The 16,173-nt window shown below is 63.0% G+C and carries 16 protein-coding genes; 10 read left to right on the top strand and 6 right to left on the bottom strand.

The features are described from left to right. Positions 1-20: 20 nt before the first annotated feature. The gene (locus tag PCJ21_RS19100; RefSeq protein ID WP_442866044.1) at positions 21-1,049 is read right to left on the bottom strand and encodes an amino acid ABC transporter substrate-binding protein; all 1,029 of its coding nucleotides are present in this window, start codon (positions 1,047-1,049) and stop codon (positions 21-23) included. A gap of 349 nt (positions 1,050-1,398) precedes the next feature. Then, positions 1,399-1,638, bottom strand: a complete 240-nt coding sequence (locus PCJ21_RS19095; protein WP_269933023.1) for a helix-turn-helix domain-containing protein — start codon at positions 1,636-1,638, stop codon at positions 1,399-1,401. A gap of 97 nt (positions 1,639-1,735) precedes the next feature. Between PCJ21_RS19095 and PCJ21_RS19090 the strand changes: the two genes are divergently transcribed. The 7 genes from PCJ21_RS19090 to PCJ21_RS19060 all read left to right on the top strand — a co-directional run bounded on the left by PCJ21_RS19090 (position 1,736) and on the right by PCJ21_RS19060 (position 8,342). Continuing rightward, positions 1,736-4,651 (top strand): monovalent cation/H+ antiporter subunit A, encoded by a 2,916-nt coding sequence (locus PCJ21_RS19090; protein WP_269933022.1) that lies wholly within the window; start codon positions 1,736-1,738, stop codon positions 4,649-4,651. Further along, positions 4,651-4,989 carry a Na+/H+ antiporter subunit C gene (locus tag PCJ21_RS19085; protein ID WP_269933021.1) on the top strand — a complete coding sequence of 113 codons (339 nt, stop codon included), beginning with the start codon at positions 4,651-4,653 and terminating at the stop codon, positions 4,987-4,989. Before PCJ21_RS19090 ends, PCJ21_RS19085 begins: the two co-directional genes overlap by 1 nt. Continuing rightward, positions 4,989-6,629 (top strand): monovalent cation/H+ antiporter subunit D, encoded by a 1,641-nt coding sequence (locus PCJ21_RS19080; protein ID WP_269933020.1) that lies wholly within the window; start codon positions 4,989-4,991, stop codon positions 6,627-6,629. The genes PCJ21_RS19085 and PCJ21_RS19080 overlap by 1 nt, the downstream gene beginning before the upstream one ends. Continuing rightward, complete coding sequence (locus PCJ21_RS19075) at positions 6,626-7,111, top strand: Na+/H+ antiporter subunit E (protein WP_269933019.1); 486 nt, start codon at positions 6,626-6,628, stop codon at positions 7,109-7,111. Before PCJ21_RS19080 ends, PCJ21_RS19075 begins: the two co-directional genes overlap by 4 nt. After that, on the top strand, positions 7,108-7,389 hold the full coding sequence (locus PCJ21_RS19070) for a K+/H+ antiporter subunit F (RefSeq protein ID WP_269933018.1): 282 nt from the start codon (positions 7,108-7,110) through the stop codon (positions 7,387-7,389). Before PCJ21_RS19075 ends, PCJ21_RS19070 begins: the two co-directional genes overlap by 4 nt. Next, complete coding sequence (gene mnhG, locus PCJ21_RS19065; protein ID WP_269933017.1) at positions 7,386-7,742, top strand: monovalent cation/H(+) antiporter subunit G; 357 nt, start codon at positions 7,386-7,388, stop codon at positions 7,740-7,742. The genes PCJ21_RS19070 and mnhG overlap by 4 nt, the downstream gene beginning before the upstream one ends. Before the next feature lie 186 nt (positions 7,743-7,928). Next, positions 7,929-8,342: a VOC family protein gene (locus PCJ21_RS19060; RefSeq protein ID WP_269933016.1), complete on the top strand. Its 414-nt coding sequence runs from the start codon at positions 7,929-7,931 to the stop codon at positions 8,340-8,342. A 431-nt stretch (positions 8,343-8,773) separates the two neighbouring features. Here PCJ21_RS19060 and PCJ21_RS19055 read toward each other — a convergent pair whose 3' ends face one another. Next, complete coding sequence (locus PCJ21_RS19055; RefSeq protein ID WP_269933015.1) at positions 8,774-9,679, bottom strand: hydrogen peroxide-inducible genes activator; 906 nt, start codon at positions 9,677-9,679, stop codon at positions 8,774-8,776. Between the two features lie 297 nt (positions 9,680-9,976). Here PCJ21_RS19055 and katG point away from each other — a divergent pair, with 297 nt between their 5' ends. The 3 genes from katG (at position 9,977) to PCJ21_RS19040 (ending at position 13,339) form a co-directional block, all read left to right on the top strand. Further along, positions 9,977-12,163 (top strand): catalase/peroxidase HPI, encoded by a 2,187-nt coding sequence (katG, locus tag PCJ21_RS19050; RefSeq protein WP_269933014.1) that lies wholly within the window; start codon positions 9,977-9,979, stop codon positions 12,161-12,163. Between the two features lie 323 nt (positions 12,164-12,486). Continuing rightward, entirely contained in the window at positions 12,487-12,837 is a 351-nt protein-coding gene (locus PCJ21_RS19045; RefSeq protein ID WP_269933013.1) for an MbcA/ParS/Xre antitoxin family protein, read from the top strand. A 4-nt stretch (positions 12,838-12,841) separates the two neighbouring features. Beyond that, on the top strand, positions 12,842-13,339 hold the full coding sequence (locus tag PCJ21_RS19040; RefSeq protein ID WP_269933140.1) for an RES family NAD+ phosphorylase: 498 nt from the start codon (positions 12,842-12,844) through the stop codon (positions 13,337-13,339). A gap of 74 nt (positions 13,340-13,413) precedes the next feature. Here PCJ21_RS19040 and PCJ21_RS19035 read toward each other — a convergent pair whose 3' ends face one another. The 3 genes from PCJ21_RS19035 to fdxA all read right to left on the bottom strand — a co-directional run bounded on the left by PCJ21_RS19035 (position 13,414) and on the right by fdxA (position 16,172). Next, the gene (locus tag PCJ21_RS19035) at positions 13,414-14,331 is read right to left on the bottom strand and encodes a dihydrodipicolinate synthase family protein (RefSeq protein WP_269933012.1); all 918 of its coding nucleotides are present in this window, start codon (positions 14,329-14,331) and stop codon (positions 13,414-13,416) included. 66 nt (positions 14,332-14,397) lie between these two features. Further along, complete coding sequence (locus PCJ21_RS19030; RefSeq protein ID WP_269933011.1) at positions 14,398-15,834, bottom strand: aldehyde dehydrogenase family protein; 1,437 nt, start codon at positions 15,832-15,834, stop codon at positions 14,398-14,400. Beyond that, a complete protein-coding gene (gene fdxA / locus PCJ21_RS19025) occupies positions 15,831-16,172 on the bottom strand; it encodes a ferredoxin (protein ID WP_269933010.1) in 342 nt (113 codons plus the stop codon). The genes PCJ21_RS19030 and fdxA overlap by 4 nt, the downstream gene beginning before the upstream one ends. Position 16,173: the final 1 nt, after the last annotated feature.

Raw genomic sequence — 16,173 nt, 5'->3', positions numbered from 1 at the left:
CGCCGCTGTGCCTCAAGATCTCACCTGAAGGGCGGCGGATAGAGCAGGCCGCCATTGTTCCACAAGGTGTTCGGCCCCCGGCTCAGGCCGAGCGCGGTCTTTTCGCCAAGGTTGCGGTCAAAGACCTCGGCATAGTTTCCGACGTGCTTGACGACGTTGTAGCCCCACGCCTTGTCCAGGCCGAGCATCGGGCCGAGATCGTCGGTGGCGCCGAGCATGCGCAGGATCTCGGGATCCTCGCTCTTGAGTTGCTCGTCGACATTGGCCTGGGTGATGCCCTTCTCCTCGGCGGCCATCAGCATCCAGGCCGTCCACGAGACGATGTCGCGCCAGTTGGAATCGTTCTGGCGAACAGCCGGCGCCAGCGGCTCCTTGGAGATGGTCTCCGGCAGGATCACGTAGTCGTCGGGGCTCTTGGAGGCGGCGCGAATGGACGCCAGGTCCGAGCGGTCCGACGACACGGCATCGCAGCGGCCAGAGAAGAAGGCGTTGTTGTTTTCGTCGGGGTTCTCAAACACCACCAGCTCGAACTTCTTGCCGGTGGCACGGAAGAAGTCGGCCAGGTTCTGCGCGGTCGTGGTGCCCGGCAGCGTGCAGACGGCGGCGCCGTCAAGGTCCTTGGCGGTGGTGATGCCGAGGCTCTTGGCGACCATCAGGCCCTGGCCATCGTAGAACACCGCAGGTCCGAAATCGATGCCCAGCGAGGCTTCGCGCGAGTAGGTCATGGTCGTCTGGCGCGACAGGATGTCGATCTCGCCCGACTGCAGGACCTGGAAACGCGTGTTGATGTTGGTCATCACGAAGTCGACCTTGTTCGGGTCGCCGAAAACCGCTGCCGAAACCGCGCGGCAGACATCGACGTCGAAGCCGGCGAACTTGCCCTGCGCGTCGGCCAGGGCGAAGCCGGTCGTGCCCATCGACACGCCGCAGATCAGTTTGCCGCGCGCCTTGACCGTCTCCAGCGTGGTCGCCGCTTCGGCTGCAACAACCGATGAGCCAAGAAGCATAGCGGCTGCCGCAACACGGCAGGCCGTTCGGAACATTGCCATTTCATTCCTCCCATTGCGGCCCAGGCGGATACGCCGCCAACCGCTCTCCCTCTTCAACGGAAGCGATCCAACCAAATTGCCGACAATTCTTCAACATAATAATCGACAATAATTGTGCTCAATCTCGAATCGACGTTTCCGGGTGCGTTGACACCTGTCAAAACGAGAGACGACGGGAGATCGCTGAACGGCCGTCCCCCGCGCCGTTTGGAAGCCGCAGAGATGCCGACAGCCGGCAGTTCGCGCCGATCGGAGCGCTGCTGGTCGTTCGAAGATGCTTGGCTGGCCCCTGCCGCTGCCGCCGAATCTACCCATCTCGCCGCGGCCAGGGATCGGGGTCCCTTGTCGGTCAGCAGGCCGGTTGCCGCATCCGGACCCCGGGTCCCTCGCCTTCGGCGGCAAGCAGGATCACGCCACCGCGGGTCAGGGCCTCGATCAACAAAGTCTCTGTCGCACGATGCAGGGCATGGCGATGACACTCGAAATCCTTGATCGTGCTCCGCGACACTCCGGCAAGGGAAGCCAGCTCCTGCTGCGTCCAGTTGAGCATGCCGCGAGCGGCTCTGCATTGCTCAGGATGTAAGTTCATGGAATGAAGCCTTGCCGGATCGCATGGGAGTCAACCATAATGGGCGAGATCAGGCAATGGTTGCCTCCACCCAAGACATGAGTTGCCGCTAAGGATGATGGACGGAACATCGCTGATTTGGATGATCGTCCTGCCCTTCGTCGGCAGCGCCATAGCTGCTGTCTTGCCTTCAAATGCGCGCAACGCCGAAGCCTGGCTCGCCGGCTTCGTTACGCTCGCCGTGCTGGTCATGGCGTCGGCGAGCTATCCCGCGGTCGCTGCCGGCGGCGCGATCCGCAACACCATCGAATGGGTGCCCTCGCTCGGGCTCAACCTGTCGCTGCGGATGGACGGATTCGCCTGGCTGTTTGCGATGATGATCAGCGGCATCGGCTTCCTGGTGGTGCTGTACGCCCGCTACTACATGTCGCCGGACGATCCGGTTCCCCGCTTCTTCTCGTTCTTCCTGGCCTTCATGGGCGCGATGCTCGGCATCGTGCTCTCCGGCAACCTGATCCTGCTCGTCGTGTTCTGGGAGCTGACCAGCGTCTTCTCCTTCCTGCTGATCGGCTATTGGCACCATAATGCCAATGCGCGCGACGGCGCGCGCATGGCCCTGACCATCACCGGCATCGGCGGACTTGGCCTGCTCGCCGGCGTGTTGCTGCTCGGCCACATCGCCGGCAGCTACGATCTCGACCGGGTGCTTGCCTCGGGCGAGCTGATCCGCTCGCACGATCTCTATCTTCCGGCTCTGCTGTTGATCCTGCTCGGCACGCTGACCAAGAGCGCGCAGTTCCCGTTCCATTTCTGGCTGCCCAATGCGATGGCCGCACCCACTCCGGTGTCGGCCTACCTGCATTCCGCAACCATGGTGAAAGCCGGCGTTTTCCTGATGGCGCGGCTGTGGCCGGTGTTGGCCGGCTCGACCGAATGGTTCTGGATTCTCGGCTTCTGCGGGATGATGTCGCTCGCGCTTGGCGCCTATTTCGCGATCTTCCAGCAGGACATCAAGGGCCTGCTCGCCTACTCGACGATCAGCCATCTCGGCCTGATCACGCTGCTGCTTAGCCTGGGCAGCCCGCTCGGCGCCGTGGCGGCGATCTTCCACATGGTCAATCACGCGACGTTCAAGGCGTCGCTGTTCATGGCGGCGGGCATCATCGACCATGAGACGGGCACGCGTGACATCCGCCGGCTGAGCGGGCTGTTCAAGTTCATGCCGATCACCGCGACGCTGGCCATGGTTGCCAGCGCGGCGATGGCGGGCGTGCCGCTGCTCAACGGCTTCCTGTCCAAGGAAATGTTCTTCGCCGAGGCGATCGAGACGCATGCGATCTCGGTCCTCGACACCGCAGCACCCTATGTCGCCGTGCTGGCGAGTGCTTTTGCGGTAACCTATTCGATCCGTTTCATCCACGGCGTATTCTTCGGACCCGCGCCGACCGACCTGCCGCGCGTGCCGCACGAGCCTCCGTTCCTGATGCGGTTCCCGATCATGCTTCTGGTGCTGGCCTGCATTCTGGTGGGAACGATCCCCGGCATCACCATCGGACCGTTCCTGCACACTGCGGTAAGCTCCGTGCTCGGCGCGGAAACGCCGCAATACAGCCTTTCAGTCTGGCACGGGTTCAACGTGCCTTTGCTGATGAGCACCGTCGCGCTTGTCGCCGGTGTCATCCTGTACCTGTGCCTGAAGAACTATCTCGCCAATTGCGAGGAAGGTCCGCCGATCTTCCGCCGCCTGAAAGGCCAGCGCATTTTCGAGCGCGCAATGGTCACCGTGTCGTGGCGCTGGGCGCGCTTCGTCGAATTCCGCCTTGGCCCGCGCCGGCTGCAGCCGCAGCTCAGGCTGCTCGTCTTCGTCGCCTTCGCCGCGGCGTCCTGGCCGCTGTACAGCCTCGGATTCGAACCGGGCCGCTTCACATTCCTCGGCGCCGACCCGGCCTTCGCCGGGGTCTGGGTTCTGGGCATGCTGTGTGCCATCGGCGCGGCCTACCAGGCCAAGTTCCACCGCCTGGCGGCCCTCATCCTGCTTTCCGGGGCCGGGCTCGTCACCTGCATCACCTTTGTCTGGCTGTCCGCGCCCGACCTTGCGGTCACCCAGCTGCTGGTCGAGATCGTCACTACGGTTCTTATCCTGCTGGGCCTGCGTTGGTTGCCCAAGCGCGTCGAGGACGCCGATGCACTGGCCGCGGCAAGCAGGGGCGCGCGCTTGCGCCGTGTTCGCGACCTGGCGCTCGCGGTCGCCGTCGGGTTTGGCATGACCGCCATCGCCTATGCGGTGATGACCCGGACGCCGCCGGCGACGATCGCCGACTACTTCCTGGAGAAGGCCTACAGCGAGGGCGGCGGGCGCAATGTCGTCAATGTCATCCTGGTCGATTTCCGCGGCTTCGACACCTTCGGCGAGATCACCGTGCTCGCCATCGTGGCGCTGACCGTGTTTGCCTTGCTGCGCCGCTTCCGGCCGGCTTCCGACAGCGTCGACTCGCCGGAACAACAACGCAACCAGACGGCCTTCGACGAAGCCCAGCCGGACCGTGAGGCGGGGGACACGGCCAGCGACTGGCTGATGATCCCCGCTGTCATCATGCAATGGCTGTTCCCGGTCATCATTGTGTTCGCCGCCTATCTGTTCCTGCGCGGACACGACCTGCCGGGCGGCGGATTTGCCGCCGGCATCGCCATGGCCGCAGCCTTCATCCTGCAATACATGGCGGCGGGCACCAGATGGGTCGAGGACCGGCTCAAGGTCCTGCCGGTCAGGTGGATCGGCGCCGGCCTGCTCATGGCCGCGATCACCGGCGCCGGGTCGTGGCTGTTCGGCTATCCGTTCCTGACGTCGCATTCGCGCTATGTCGACCTGCCGCTGATCGGCGAGGTTCCGCTGGCCAGCGCGCTGTTCTTCGATCTCGGCGTCTTCTCGCTGGTCGTCGGTGCGACCGTACTGATGCTGATCGCGCTCGCCCACCAGTCGATCCGCCGCCACCGCGTCCGCACCGCCTCAGCCGCCGTCGAGGAGAAAGCCTGATGGAACTGATCCTCGCCATCGGCATCGGCGTGTTCGTCGGCTCGGGCGTCTGGCTGTTGCTGCGGCCGCGCACCTATCAGGTTATCGTCGGCCTTTCGCTGATCGCCTATGGCGTCAACCTGTTCATCTTCTCGATGGGCAGGCTGCAGAGCAATGCCGCACCGGTGCTGGCATCCGCGACGATCGATCCCGCCGACTACACCGATCCCATACCACAGGCGCTGGTGCTGACCGCCATCGTCATCGGCTTTGCCACCACGGCGCTGTTCCTGGTCCTGCTGCTGGTCTCGCGCGGCCTGACCGGCAGCGACCATGTCGACGGCCGGGAGCCCAACTGATGGCTTGGGCGAACCACCTCCTGATCGCGCCGATCCTGCTGCCACTGGTCACGGGCGCGTTTCTTTTGCTGTTCGACGAGCGCCGCCGTTCCTTCAAGGCGCTGGTCAGCCTGTTTTCGACACTGGCCCTGCTCGCCATCGCGATCGCGCTCATGACCTATGCCGACGCCGCGCCGGATCAGGACGCGGCAACCCAGGTCTACCTGCTCGGCAACTGGGCCGCCCCGTTCGGCATCGTGCTCGTGCTGGACCGCCTGTCGGCGCTGATGCTGCTGCTGACGTCGGTGCTGGCGATTGCGGCGCTGACCTTCTCGCTGGCGCGCTGGCACAAGAGCGGGCCGCATTTCCACACCTTGTTCCAGTTCCTGCTGATGGGGCTCAACGGCGCTTTCCTGACCGGCGACCTGTTCAACCTGTTCGTCTTCTTCGAAGTATTCCTTGCCGCCTCCTATGGTCTGGCCCTGCATGGATCGGGCGCGCAGCGGGTCAAGGCGGGCCTGCACTATGTGGTCATCAATCTCGCCGGCGCATCGCTGTTCCTGGTCGGCGTCAGCCTGATCTACGGCGTCACCGGCACGCTCAACATGGCCGACCTCGCGCTGCGGATTCCCTTGGTCGACGCCGACAACCGCATGCTGCTGGAGGCGGGCGCGGCCATTCTCGGCATCGCGTTCCTGATCAAGGCCGGCATGTGGCCGCTCGGTTTCTGGCTGCCCACTACCTACAGCGCCGCGGCGGCGCCCGTGGCGGCGATCTTCGCCATGCTCAGCAAGGTCGGCATCTACATCCTGCTGCGCCTGTCGCTGCTGCTGTTTGGCGCCGACGCCGGCGCCTCCGCGGGTTTCGGAGAGCCCTGGCTGCTTTATGGCGGCATGGCCACGATCACCTTCGGCGCGATCGGGGTTCTCGCCTCGCAGGCCATGGGGCGGCTTGCCGGCTCGTATGTTCTGGTGTCCTCGGGTACGCTGCTTGCGGCGATCGGCATGGCCAATGTCTCGGTCACCGCGGGCGCGCTGTTTTACCTGGTCAGCTCGACGCTGACGATATCGGCGTTCTTCCTGCTCATCGAACTGGTCGAACGCGCCCAGGACCCCGCTGCCGACGTGCTGGCCGTCACCATGGAAGTCTATGGCGACGACATGGATGAGGAAGAGGTCGAAGAAGAGGTCGGCGTCGCCATTCCAGCAACGCTCGTCATCCTCGGCATCTGCTTCACCGCCTGCGCCGTGCTGCTGGCCGGCATGCCGCCGCTATCCGGCTTCGTCGCGAAGTTCGCCATGCTGACGGCCCTGCTCAACCCGCAGGGATTGGGTGCCAGCGACGGCTCGATCTCAATCACCGCCTGGGGCTTCGTGACCTTGCTGATACTGTCGGGTCTCGCCGCGATGATCGCCATGACGCGCGCCGGCATCCGCACATTCTGGGCGCCGATCGAAGGCACCGTGCCGCGCGTGCTGGTCATGGAGTTCGCGCCGGTTGCGTTCCTGCTCGTGCTGTGCATCGGCCTGACCATCCAGGGCGGCAGGGTGATGACCTACATGGACGCGACCGCCCGGTCGCTGCACAGCCCGCGGAACTATATCGCCGACGTGCTGTCAGCGCCGAGCCTACCCGGCCCCAAGACGTCGGAGGCCAAATGACGCGCTTGTTGCCCTACCCGCTTCTGACCGCCTCGTTGCTGGTCATGTGGCTGCTGCTCAACCAATTCTCGCTCGCCCACTTGGTCCTTGGCAGCATCATCGCGCTGGTGGCGTCGCAGGCGATGGCGGCGCTGCAGCCAACCAAGCCGCGGATCAGGCGATGGGACAAGATCCCCCAGTTGGTGTGGCTGGTGTTCGTCGACATCTGCCGCTCCAATATCGCGGTCGCCAGCATCATCCTGCAGGGGCGGCGGCGGCGGCAAAATTCCGGCTTCGTCAGCATTCCGCTCGACCTGCGCGACCGCACCGGCCTCGCCGTGCTCGCCTGCATTGTCACCAGCACGCCGGGCACCGCCTGGCTCGAATACAACTCGACCAACGGCAACGTCTTGATCCATGTCCTCGATCTGGTCGACGAGCAGGAATGGATCGACACGATCAAGAACCGCTACGAGCGCTTGCTGATGGAGATATTCGAATGAGCGGCGTCATTCTCATCCTGGCGATCACGCTTTCGCAGATGATGCTCGTCGCAGCGATGGCCTGTGCGGTGTGGCGGCTGGTGCGCGGTCCCCGCGCCCAGGACCGGGTGCTCGGGCTCGACGCGCTTTATGTGGCGGCGATGCTGTTGCTGCTGGTGTTCGGCATCCGCAGCGGCTCGACCACCTATTTTGAGACTGCGCTGGTGATCGCGCTCCTGGGCTTCGTCTCGACGGTGGCGCTGGCGAAGTTCCTGATGCGCGGCGAGGTGATCGAATGAGCCATGTTACCGACCTTCCGGTCTGGGCGGCCCTGCTTGTCGCCTTCTTCCTGGTGCTCGGATCGGGGCTGACACTGCTCGGCGCGATCGGCCTTGTTCGCTTCGAAAGCTTTTATGCCCGCGTCCATGCCCCGACGCTGGGAACGACCTGGGGCGCGGGCGCGATCCTGATCGCCTCGATCGTCTGCTTCACCGTGCTGCAGTCGCGGCCGGTCCTGCACGAGATCCTGATCACGATCTTCGTGGTGGTGACGACTCCCGTCACGCTGATGCTGCTTGCCCGCGCGGCGCTTTACCGCGACCGCACCGAAGGCACGCCGGGCGTGCCGAAAGACGCCTCGGGGCGGGACTGACCTTTCGTTCGTGTCAAAGGTCGCCGCCGCCGTCATCGCCAGGCTAGCTAGGTTGCCCGACCGCGGTGCGCGCCGTGATCGAGTTGATGCAAGCCTGATAGGTCAGGCTTGCCTCTCTCTTGCCGCAGAAATTGAATTCGCCTGGTGAACCCCTTATAGGTCCGGCCGCAACCTGGAAGGACCACCATGAAATCGCTGTTCCACCTCGCTATCCACGTCACCGATCTCGATCAGGCGCGCCGCTTCTACGGCGATGTTCTTGGCTGCGAGGAAGGCCGCTCGACCGATACCTGGGTGGACTTCGACTTCTTCGGGCACCAGCTTTCGTTGCATCTCGGCAAGCCCTTCGAAATCACCCGCACGGGCAAGGTCGGCGAGCATCTTGTGATGATGCCGCATTTCGGTGCCGTGCTGCGCCTCGACGACTGGCTTGCCCTGGCCGACCGCCTGGCAAGCGCCGGCATCAAGTTCGACATTCCGCCGGTGGTCCGCTTCAAGGACGAGCCAGGCGAGCAGCGCACGATGTTTTTCTTCGACCCCTCGGGCAACCCGATCGAGATCAAGGGTTTCAAGGACTTCGACGGCGTCTTTTCGGCCTGATCCAAGTAGGCATCGAAGGGTGCGGCTGCCCTACGGTTGCCTGATGGTACCAGTCATGACGCGATCCACATCCGGATGGCTGTCGACCGAAAGCACCACAAGGACGCCAAGCCCGATAGCGACAGGCGCAAACAACAGTGCAACATGCGCCAGGCACTGCAAAGGTGCCCACCGCTCAGACCTGGTTTTCTGTCTTTCATCCATCGGAACAACCCCCGCAACCTGTGACTCGGAATACGTCGGTATTGTCCCCCCATGGCTTGATTAAGCCGCGTCCACCGAGATTGCGGGACACAGTTAAGCAACGATGAACCTGCGAGGCATCGCCCTCGAAATTCTTAAGAAAGGTTCTGGAGGGTCTGAGCGCATCCACACGCGGAACGACAATTTCCAACATCGTTTCAAACCGCTGCGCGTCGGAGCTTCGCCGTTCAATGCCTCAACAGCGGCTGCAGTCGCCGTATGATCTGCGACAGCTCCATGCATTCGTTGTGCCGGGGGCTGTTGCGCCGCCAGGCAAGGCATATGCGGCGCAGGGGAACCGGCTCGGCGAATGGCACGATCTTCAGGTCGCGCTGATCGCGTGCGGGGCCAGCCGCCATTTCCGGGATCAGCGTCACGCCCAGGCCATGAGCTACCATCTGCAAAAGGGTGATAAGACTGGTCGCGCCGTAATTCGCCATCGCCACCGGCTTGACCGAACCGCAAATGGCAAGGGCCTGCTCGCGCAGGCAGTGCCCCTCCTCCAGAAGCATCAGCCGTTCCAGCGCCGGGCTTTCCGGCGGAACGGGCGGCGAGGCGAAATCTGGATCGTTGGCGGGCACCGCCAGGAAGAACTGATCGGCGAACAGCTCTTCCGTCGTAAGGCCGGGGAAGTCGAGCGGCAGCGCCGCGACGAAGGCGTCGATGCGGCCGGCCATTGTTTCCTCGACCAAAGAGCCGGTGACGGCCTCGCGCAGTTCGAGCTGCAATGCTGGATACTTCTCCTTCAGCACCGGCAGCACATGCGGCAAAAGATATGGCGCTACCGTGGGGATGATGCCGAGCCGGAAGCGTCCCTCCATCGCTATCCGCCCGCGGCGAGCCATGGTCTCGATGTCGCGGAGCTCTGCGAGAACCGCCTCGATGCGGGGCTGCAGCATGAGCGCGTCCTCGGTCATGCGCACCGTTTTGCCGCCGCGTTCGAACAACGTGCAGCCTAGCCGTTCCTCCATCTCCGCTATCTGTGCCGAAAGTGCCGGCTGGCTCACTCCGGCAAACTCGGCCGCACGGCCGAAATGCAGCGTTTCAGCGAGCGCTGCAAAATACTGCATCTGCCTGACTGTCATCCTGATCATAACCAAAGCCTATCAGAATATTCAGAAAAGACAATTTGGCTTTATCGAATCCACATCCTAAACTGGAATTATTCCAAGGTGATCGTATACAGTATTCACTTTGTCACCTAGGTTCGTTCTGATCTCAATCCGCGAGGGAGGCGCGAGAGATGACAATAGCGACGAGGCAACGAGCGCCGGCGCGCCGGTGTCGAACAATCGAATTCGTTCACGACGGACGAGCAGCGATGCGCATTGCAGCCGATCGAGAGGCTGGCCGATAGGCCGCGACCACATCACAACGTTTGGAGACAAGAAATGGATACACAACCGGAAAAGACCGAAGGCAAGTGCCCGGTCGCGCACTCGACAGCAGGCAGGACCAATCGCGACTGGTGGCCGAACCAGCTGGACCTCTCGGTTCTCCACCAGCAGTCGGTCCTGTCCGATCCGATGGGCGAGGCGTTCGACTATGCCAAGGAATTCGAAAGCCTCGACCTGAATGCCGTTATCCAGGACCTTCATGCCCTGATGACCGACTCGCAGGACTGGTGGCCGGCCGACTTCGGCCACTACGGCCCGCTGTTCATCCGCATGGCCTGGCACGCTGCAGGCACCTATCGCATCGGCGACGGCCGTGGCGGTGCGGGGGCCGGGCAGCAGCGCTTCGCGCCGCTCAACAGCTGGCCAGACAACGTCAACCTCGACAAGGCACGCCGGCTGCTGTGGCCAATCAAGCAGAAATACGGTCGCAAGATCTCCTGGGCCGACCTGATGATCCTCACCGGCAACGTCGCGCTGGAATCGATGGGCTTCAAGACGTTCGGCTTCGCCGGCGGCCGAGCCGACGTCTGGGAACCTGAACAGGACATCTACTGGGGCTCCGAAGGCAAATGGCTGGCCGACGAGCGCTATAGCGACGATCGAGATCTAGCCAACCCTCTCGCAGCCGTCCAAATGGGCCTGATCTACGTCAATCCGGAAGGACCGAACGGCAATCCCGATCCGCTCGCGGCAGCTCGCGACATCCGCGAGACTTTCGCGCGCATGGCGATGAACGACGAGGAAACCGTGGCTCTCATCGCCGGCGGACATACCTTCGGCAAGACCCATGGCGCCGGCGACGCCGCCCAGGTTGGTCCGGAACCCGAAGCCGCCGATATCGAGCTTCAGGGCCTCGGCTGGAAGAACAGCTTCGGCACCGGCAAGGGCGGCGACACCATCGGCAGCGGCCTGGAAGTCACCTGGACCACGACGCCGACCAAATGGAGCAACAACTTCCTCTGGAACCTCTTCGGATACGAATGGGAGCTTACCAAAAGCCCGGCCGGCGCCCATCAATGGACGCCCAAGCACGGCATGGGCGCCAAAACCGTGCCCGACGCCCACGATCCGTCGAAGCGTCATGCGCCGACCATGCTCACCACCGATCTCGCGCTGCGGTTTGATCCTGAATATGAGAAGGTTTCTCGCCGCTTCTTCGAGAACCCTGACCAGTTTGCCGACGCTTTTGCCCGCGCCTGGTACAAGCTCACCCATCGCGACATGGGCCCGATCGCACGTTACCTTGGTCCGCTCGTGCCCAAGGAAGAGCTTTTGTGGCAGGACCCGATCCCCGCGGTCGACCATGTCTTGGTCGACGATCAGGATATCGCCGCCTTGAAAGCCGAAATCCTGGGCGCGGTGCCTTCGGTGGCGCGACTGGTCTCGACGGCCTGGGCTTCGGCCTCGACGTTCCGTGGCTCCGACAAGCGTGGCGGCGCGAATGGCGCACGCATTCGTCTTGCCCCGCAAAAGGACTGGGAGGTCAACCAGCCTGCACAACTGGCTTCCGTCCTCGAAAAGCTTGAAGCCATCCAGCGCGAATTCAACGCTTCGCAATCCGGCAACAAGAAAGTCTCGCTTGCCGACCTGATTGTTCTGGGTGGTGCCGCAGCCATCGAGAAGGCCGCCAAGGACGCCGGCCAGGACGTGAAGGTTCCCTTTGCGCCCGGTCGCATGGACGCCTCGCAGGAGCAGACCGACGTCGACTCTTTCGCCCCACTTGAGCCTGCCGTCGATGGCTTCCGCAACTATTCTCGTGGCAGGCAGCGTCTGTCGCAGGAAGAGGCCCTGGTGGACCGGGCACAATTGTTGACCCTGACTGCCCCCGAGTTGACGGTCCTCGTCGGCGGCCTTCGCGTGCTGGGCGTCAATGCGGGAGAACACGCGCATGGCGTTCTCACCGCACGGCCGGAAACCCTGACCAACGACTTCTTCGTCAACCTGCTCGACATGGCCACAGAATGGAAGGCTGTTGCGGAGGCAAAGGACGTCTTCGAAGGACGTGACAGGACCACCCACGACGTCAGGTGGACCGCCACCCGCGCAGATCTGATCTTCGGTTCCCACTCTCAGTTGCGCGCACTTGCCGAAGTCTATGGCAGCGCCGATGCCAAGGCGAAATTTGTCAACGATTTCATCGCGGCATGGAACAAGGTGATGAACGCCGACCGCTTCGACTGACGGACAGAAACACCTTGGCGCGGCTGCGACAACAGCCGCGCCAAGAAAAGTCAGAACTCAGTACGGGCATCGGGACTACGATTGACGTTCGTGGCGTTGATTGCTTCGATGCGCAGATTGTCGGCATCGACAATTCTCTAGACATGCGCCATCGGTTGCAGACCCGTGTCGGCAACATTGCCAACGATGTTCGTCCTGTCCCGATGCGAGGGACACGTCGTCCCTCCATCGCGACGGCACTATTTCCGCCCCAGCCATCGCCTTGAATGCCGCCATCTTTGACGCTATATTCCGTCAATATGAGCGTCTCATGGAGGCCTGGAATGGGCTTGGTACAGTATGCGGACGACGGCTTTTTCGCGCCCCGCAAGATTGCAGACGCCTTCCGGACCACGAGCGAGGAAGTCGCGCGCACAGCGGGGCTCGGCAAGGACGCAGTCCAGCGCAAGGACCGCGTGCGGTCTGACAAGACCCAGCGTCGGCTCCGCGAGATGGTCGAAGTGATCAACAAGGTCGAGCCGCGTTTTGGTTCGAGCCTGATGGCCTATGCCTGGTATAGATCAGAGCCGCTCCCCGGCTTCTCGGGCCAGACAGCCATGCAGCTCGTGCGCAACGGCCGCGCGGACGAAGTGCTTGACTATGTCGACGCGGTCGACGCCGGCGTATACGCCTGACGTCGTGCGATATCAGGGAAAGCTCTATCGAGCGCTGAACCCGGTCTATGCGCGCGAGCCCCTGTCCGGCCGCGGCGCCGAACTCTACGGCGGCCGGTTCAATCCCAAGGGCCTGCCTGCCCTGTATGCATCACTGGCGATGATGACCGCACTGCGCGAAGCCAACCAGGTCGGCAACCTCCAGCCTACCACGCTCGTCAGCTACGAAGCCGAAATCGACCGCGTGTTCGATTGCCGGGACGATCACGCGCTCAAAGCGGCCGAAATGGACGAAATCGCGCTGGCCGATGGCACATGGCGCGACCAGATGAAATCACGCGGCGAAGCTCGAACGCAGGCTTTCGCCCGCCGGCTGATTGACGGCGGATATCATGGCTTGCTGGTGAGAAGCTTCGCCCCGGGCGCCACGATGGACGATCTCAACCTGGTACTCTGGACTTGGAGCGATGCGGCCCCTGCCCGGCTGATCCTCATCGACGACGAAAAGCGCCTGTCGCGATGAACCGTTCAAGGCCGAAGATGCCACTGTCGTTGCGGCAACTGCTGACGAAACGGCCCTGAACGGGCGTCGTCCGTCTACGAAACAGGCCTAAGCAGTTGACCGAGTTCGGTCTGCGCAAGTGCAGTTCGCAGCGCATCGGACTGGGCGGCCGACAGGCTTCCCAGTGGAGGCACGAGCCGTCGCCAACCTGCGTGGCCGCTTGTCAGCGCCAATGTTTCCTTGACTGCAGCGACAAGCGGAAATTTGGAGATTTCACCGCGAATATGCACGGCGGCCGCAAGGCCATCGGCCTTGTCTCCATCCGACGTGCCTGTGAACGCGGCCTGGGCAAAGGGTCCGGTCACGTTCGCAGTCGCGGAGATGCAGCCTGCGAAACCAAGCTCCGATGCCTTTCCTATCGACGCTTCAGCACTCGGGAAAACGTCGAAGCCTGGAAGATCCCGTGCCAGGCCCGCCGAATAGTCCAGATCTCCCGAGGAATCCTTTAGCCCCTTCAGCACTCCAGGAAAACGGTCGCGCAAACGCTTCACGCCATCTGCAGCATAGGGCACGCCGGAATTCGCAGGAAAGTGATAGAGATAAAGTGGCAAGCCCTCTGCGCCAACGCGCTCCACCACCGCCGTCACATAGGCGACCAAGGCGTCGACATCGATGCCCTTGTAGTAGAACGGCGGCAGCAGCAATGCGCCTGCAAAGCCGAGCTCTTTCGCGGAAGCGGTCAACGTCACGGCATCGTCAAATGCCGCAGCGCCCGTACCGACCATGAAACGTGACATCGACAAGCCGGACGAAGCGATGGCCCGCATCGCCTCGATCCGCTGTTCGAGCGAAAAGGACGTCGCTTCGCCTGTCGTCCCAAGCAGGTTGATACCGTCACAGCCACCTTTGTCGAGAAGGTAGGCGCAATGTTGAACGAGGCCGCTGAGGTTGATCGAAAGATCATCGTTGAGCGGCGTAGCGGCGGCGGCGATGACGCCTTTGAGAATGCCCATCGGCTGGCTCCTGACTTGATGCCGTTGAGGATGGCCGTTTCCCGGGGGAAATGGCCGCTGAGGACGTCAAGGCTGCGTGTAGGCAGTCTTCACCGTCGTATAGAACTCAGCGGCGTATCGGCCCTGTTCGCGCGGGCCATAGGACGATGCCTTTCGGCCGCCGAACGGTGCGTGGTAGTCGACACCGGCCGTCGGCAGGTTGACCATCACCATGCCGGCTTCGACGTTGCGCCGGAAATGCGACGCATGCTTCAGGCTGGTCGTGCAGATGCCCGCCGACAGGCCGAAGACGGTATCGTTTGCGACAGCAAGGGCCTCATCATAGTCCTTGACCCGCATGACACTTGCGACCGGGCCGAAGATCTCCTCGCGGTTGATGCGCATGTCCGCGCTTGTCTCCGTGAAGAGCGCGGGCTGCAGGTAAAAGCCCGGGTGATTTCGACTGAGCCGCTCGCCGCCCCATGCAAGTCTGGCGCCTTCCTTCTGGCCGATGTCGATGTAGGACAGATCCTGGTCGAGTTGGTTCTGGTCGACCACGGGACCGACATGCGTGCCGCTCTTCACCGCATCGTCAACGACGAGCCCCTTCAACCGCTCGGTCAGTGCAGACACGAAGCGGTCGTGGATGCCTTCGGTCACCACAAGGCGCGATGAGGCCGTGCAGCGCTGACCGGTCGAGAAGAACGCGCCGTTCGCGCAAGCCTCCACCGCGACGCCGAGATCAGCGTCGTCGAGCACGACCATCGGGTTCTTGCCGCCCATCTCCAGCTGGAACTTGCGCATGTTTTCGACACAGGCAAAAGCGACCTTCTTGCCGGTGGCAACGGAACCGGTGAACGTGATGGCGTCGATCCGGGGATCGTTCAGCATTGCGTCGCCGACGATGGCGCCGCGGCCCATCACGAGATTGAACACCCCTTCCGGAGTGCCAGCGCGGATGATGATGTCGGACAGCGCCCAGGCCGAAGCGGGAACCAGATCGGCGGGCTTGAAGACCACGCAATTGCCATAGGCAAGTGCTGGCGCAATCTTCCAGGCGGGAATGGCGATCGGGAAATTCCACGGCGTGATGATGCCGACGACACCCACCGGCTCGCGCGTGATTTCGACCTCGATGCCGGGGCGCGTGGAGGCGAGCTTCTCACCTGCCAGCCGGAGCACTTCGCCCGAGAAGAAGTCGAAGATCTGCGCCGCACGCGTGACCTCGCCCACTGCCTCGGGGAGGGTCTTGCCCTCCTCGCGCGCCAGCAGCAGACCGAGTTCGTCCTTCCGGGCGAGGATCTCGTCTCCAACTCTCTTCAGGATGTCATGGCGCTGCTGGATGCCTGAGCGCGACCAGGCCGGCAACGCAGCACGCGCCGCCGCGATCGCATCGTCCGCATCCTTGCGCGATGCCCGCGCGTAGGTTCCGATGACTTCGTTCGTGTTGGATGGGTTGTAGTTTTCTGCTGCTTCAGCACCGTCCGTCCAGCGGCCGGCGATGAAGTTCTGGTGCACTGTCATGATATTATGGATTCCTTCCTGGGCGCACCGGCAACCTCGGCATGATCGAGATCGGTGCGAAATTTGTCCGTTGCGCCTCCGGGCTCGCCCCAGCCCGTGACCCCTTCGCCGAAGAACTCGGCATTGATCGCGAGGAACCGCCCTTCATGTGAAGGCAGTTCATCGTCGGCGAAGATCGCGTCGACAGGGCATATGGAGAGGCACAGACCGCAACTGATGCATTCGGTCGGATGAATGTACATCATCCGACCTCCTTCGTAGATGCATTCGACGGGGCAGACGTCCTGGCAATCGCCATCCTTTACATCGATGCAGGCAGAGGCGATCACATAGGGCATG

This window comes from Aminobacter sp. HY435, assembly GCF_027568395.1.
Classification (GTDB): Bacteria; Pseudomonadota; Alphaproteobacteria; order Rhizobiales; family Rhizobiaceae; genus Aminobacter.
This window is presented reverse-complemented; position numbering and strand designations above follow the sequence as displayed.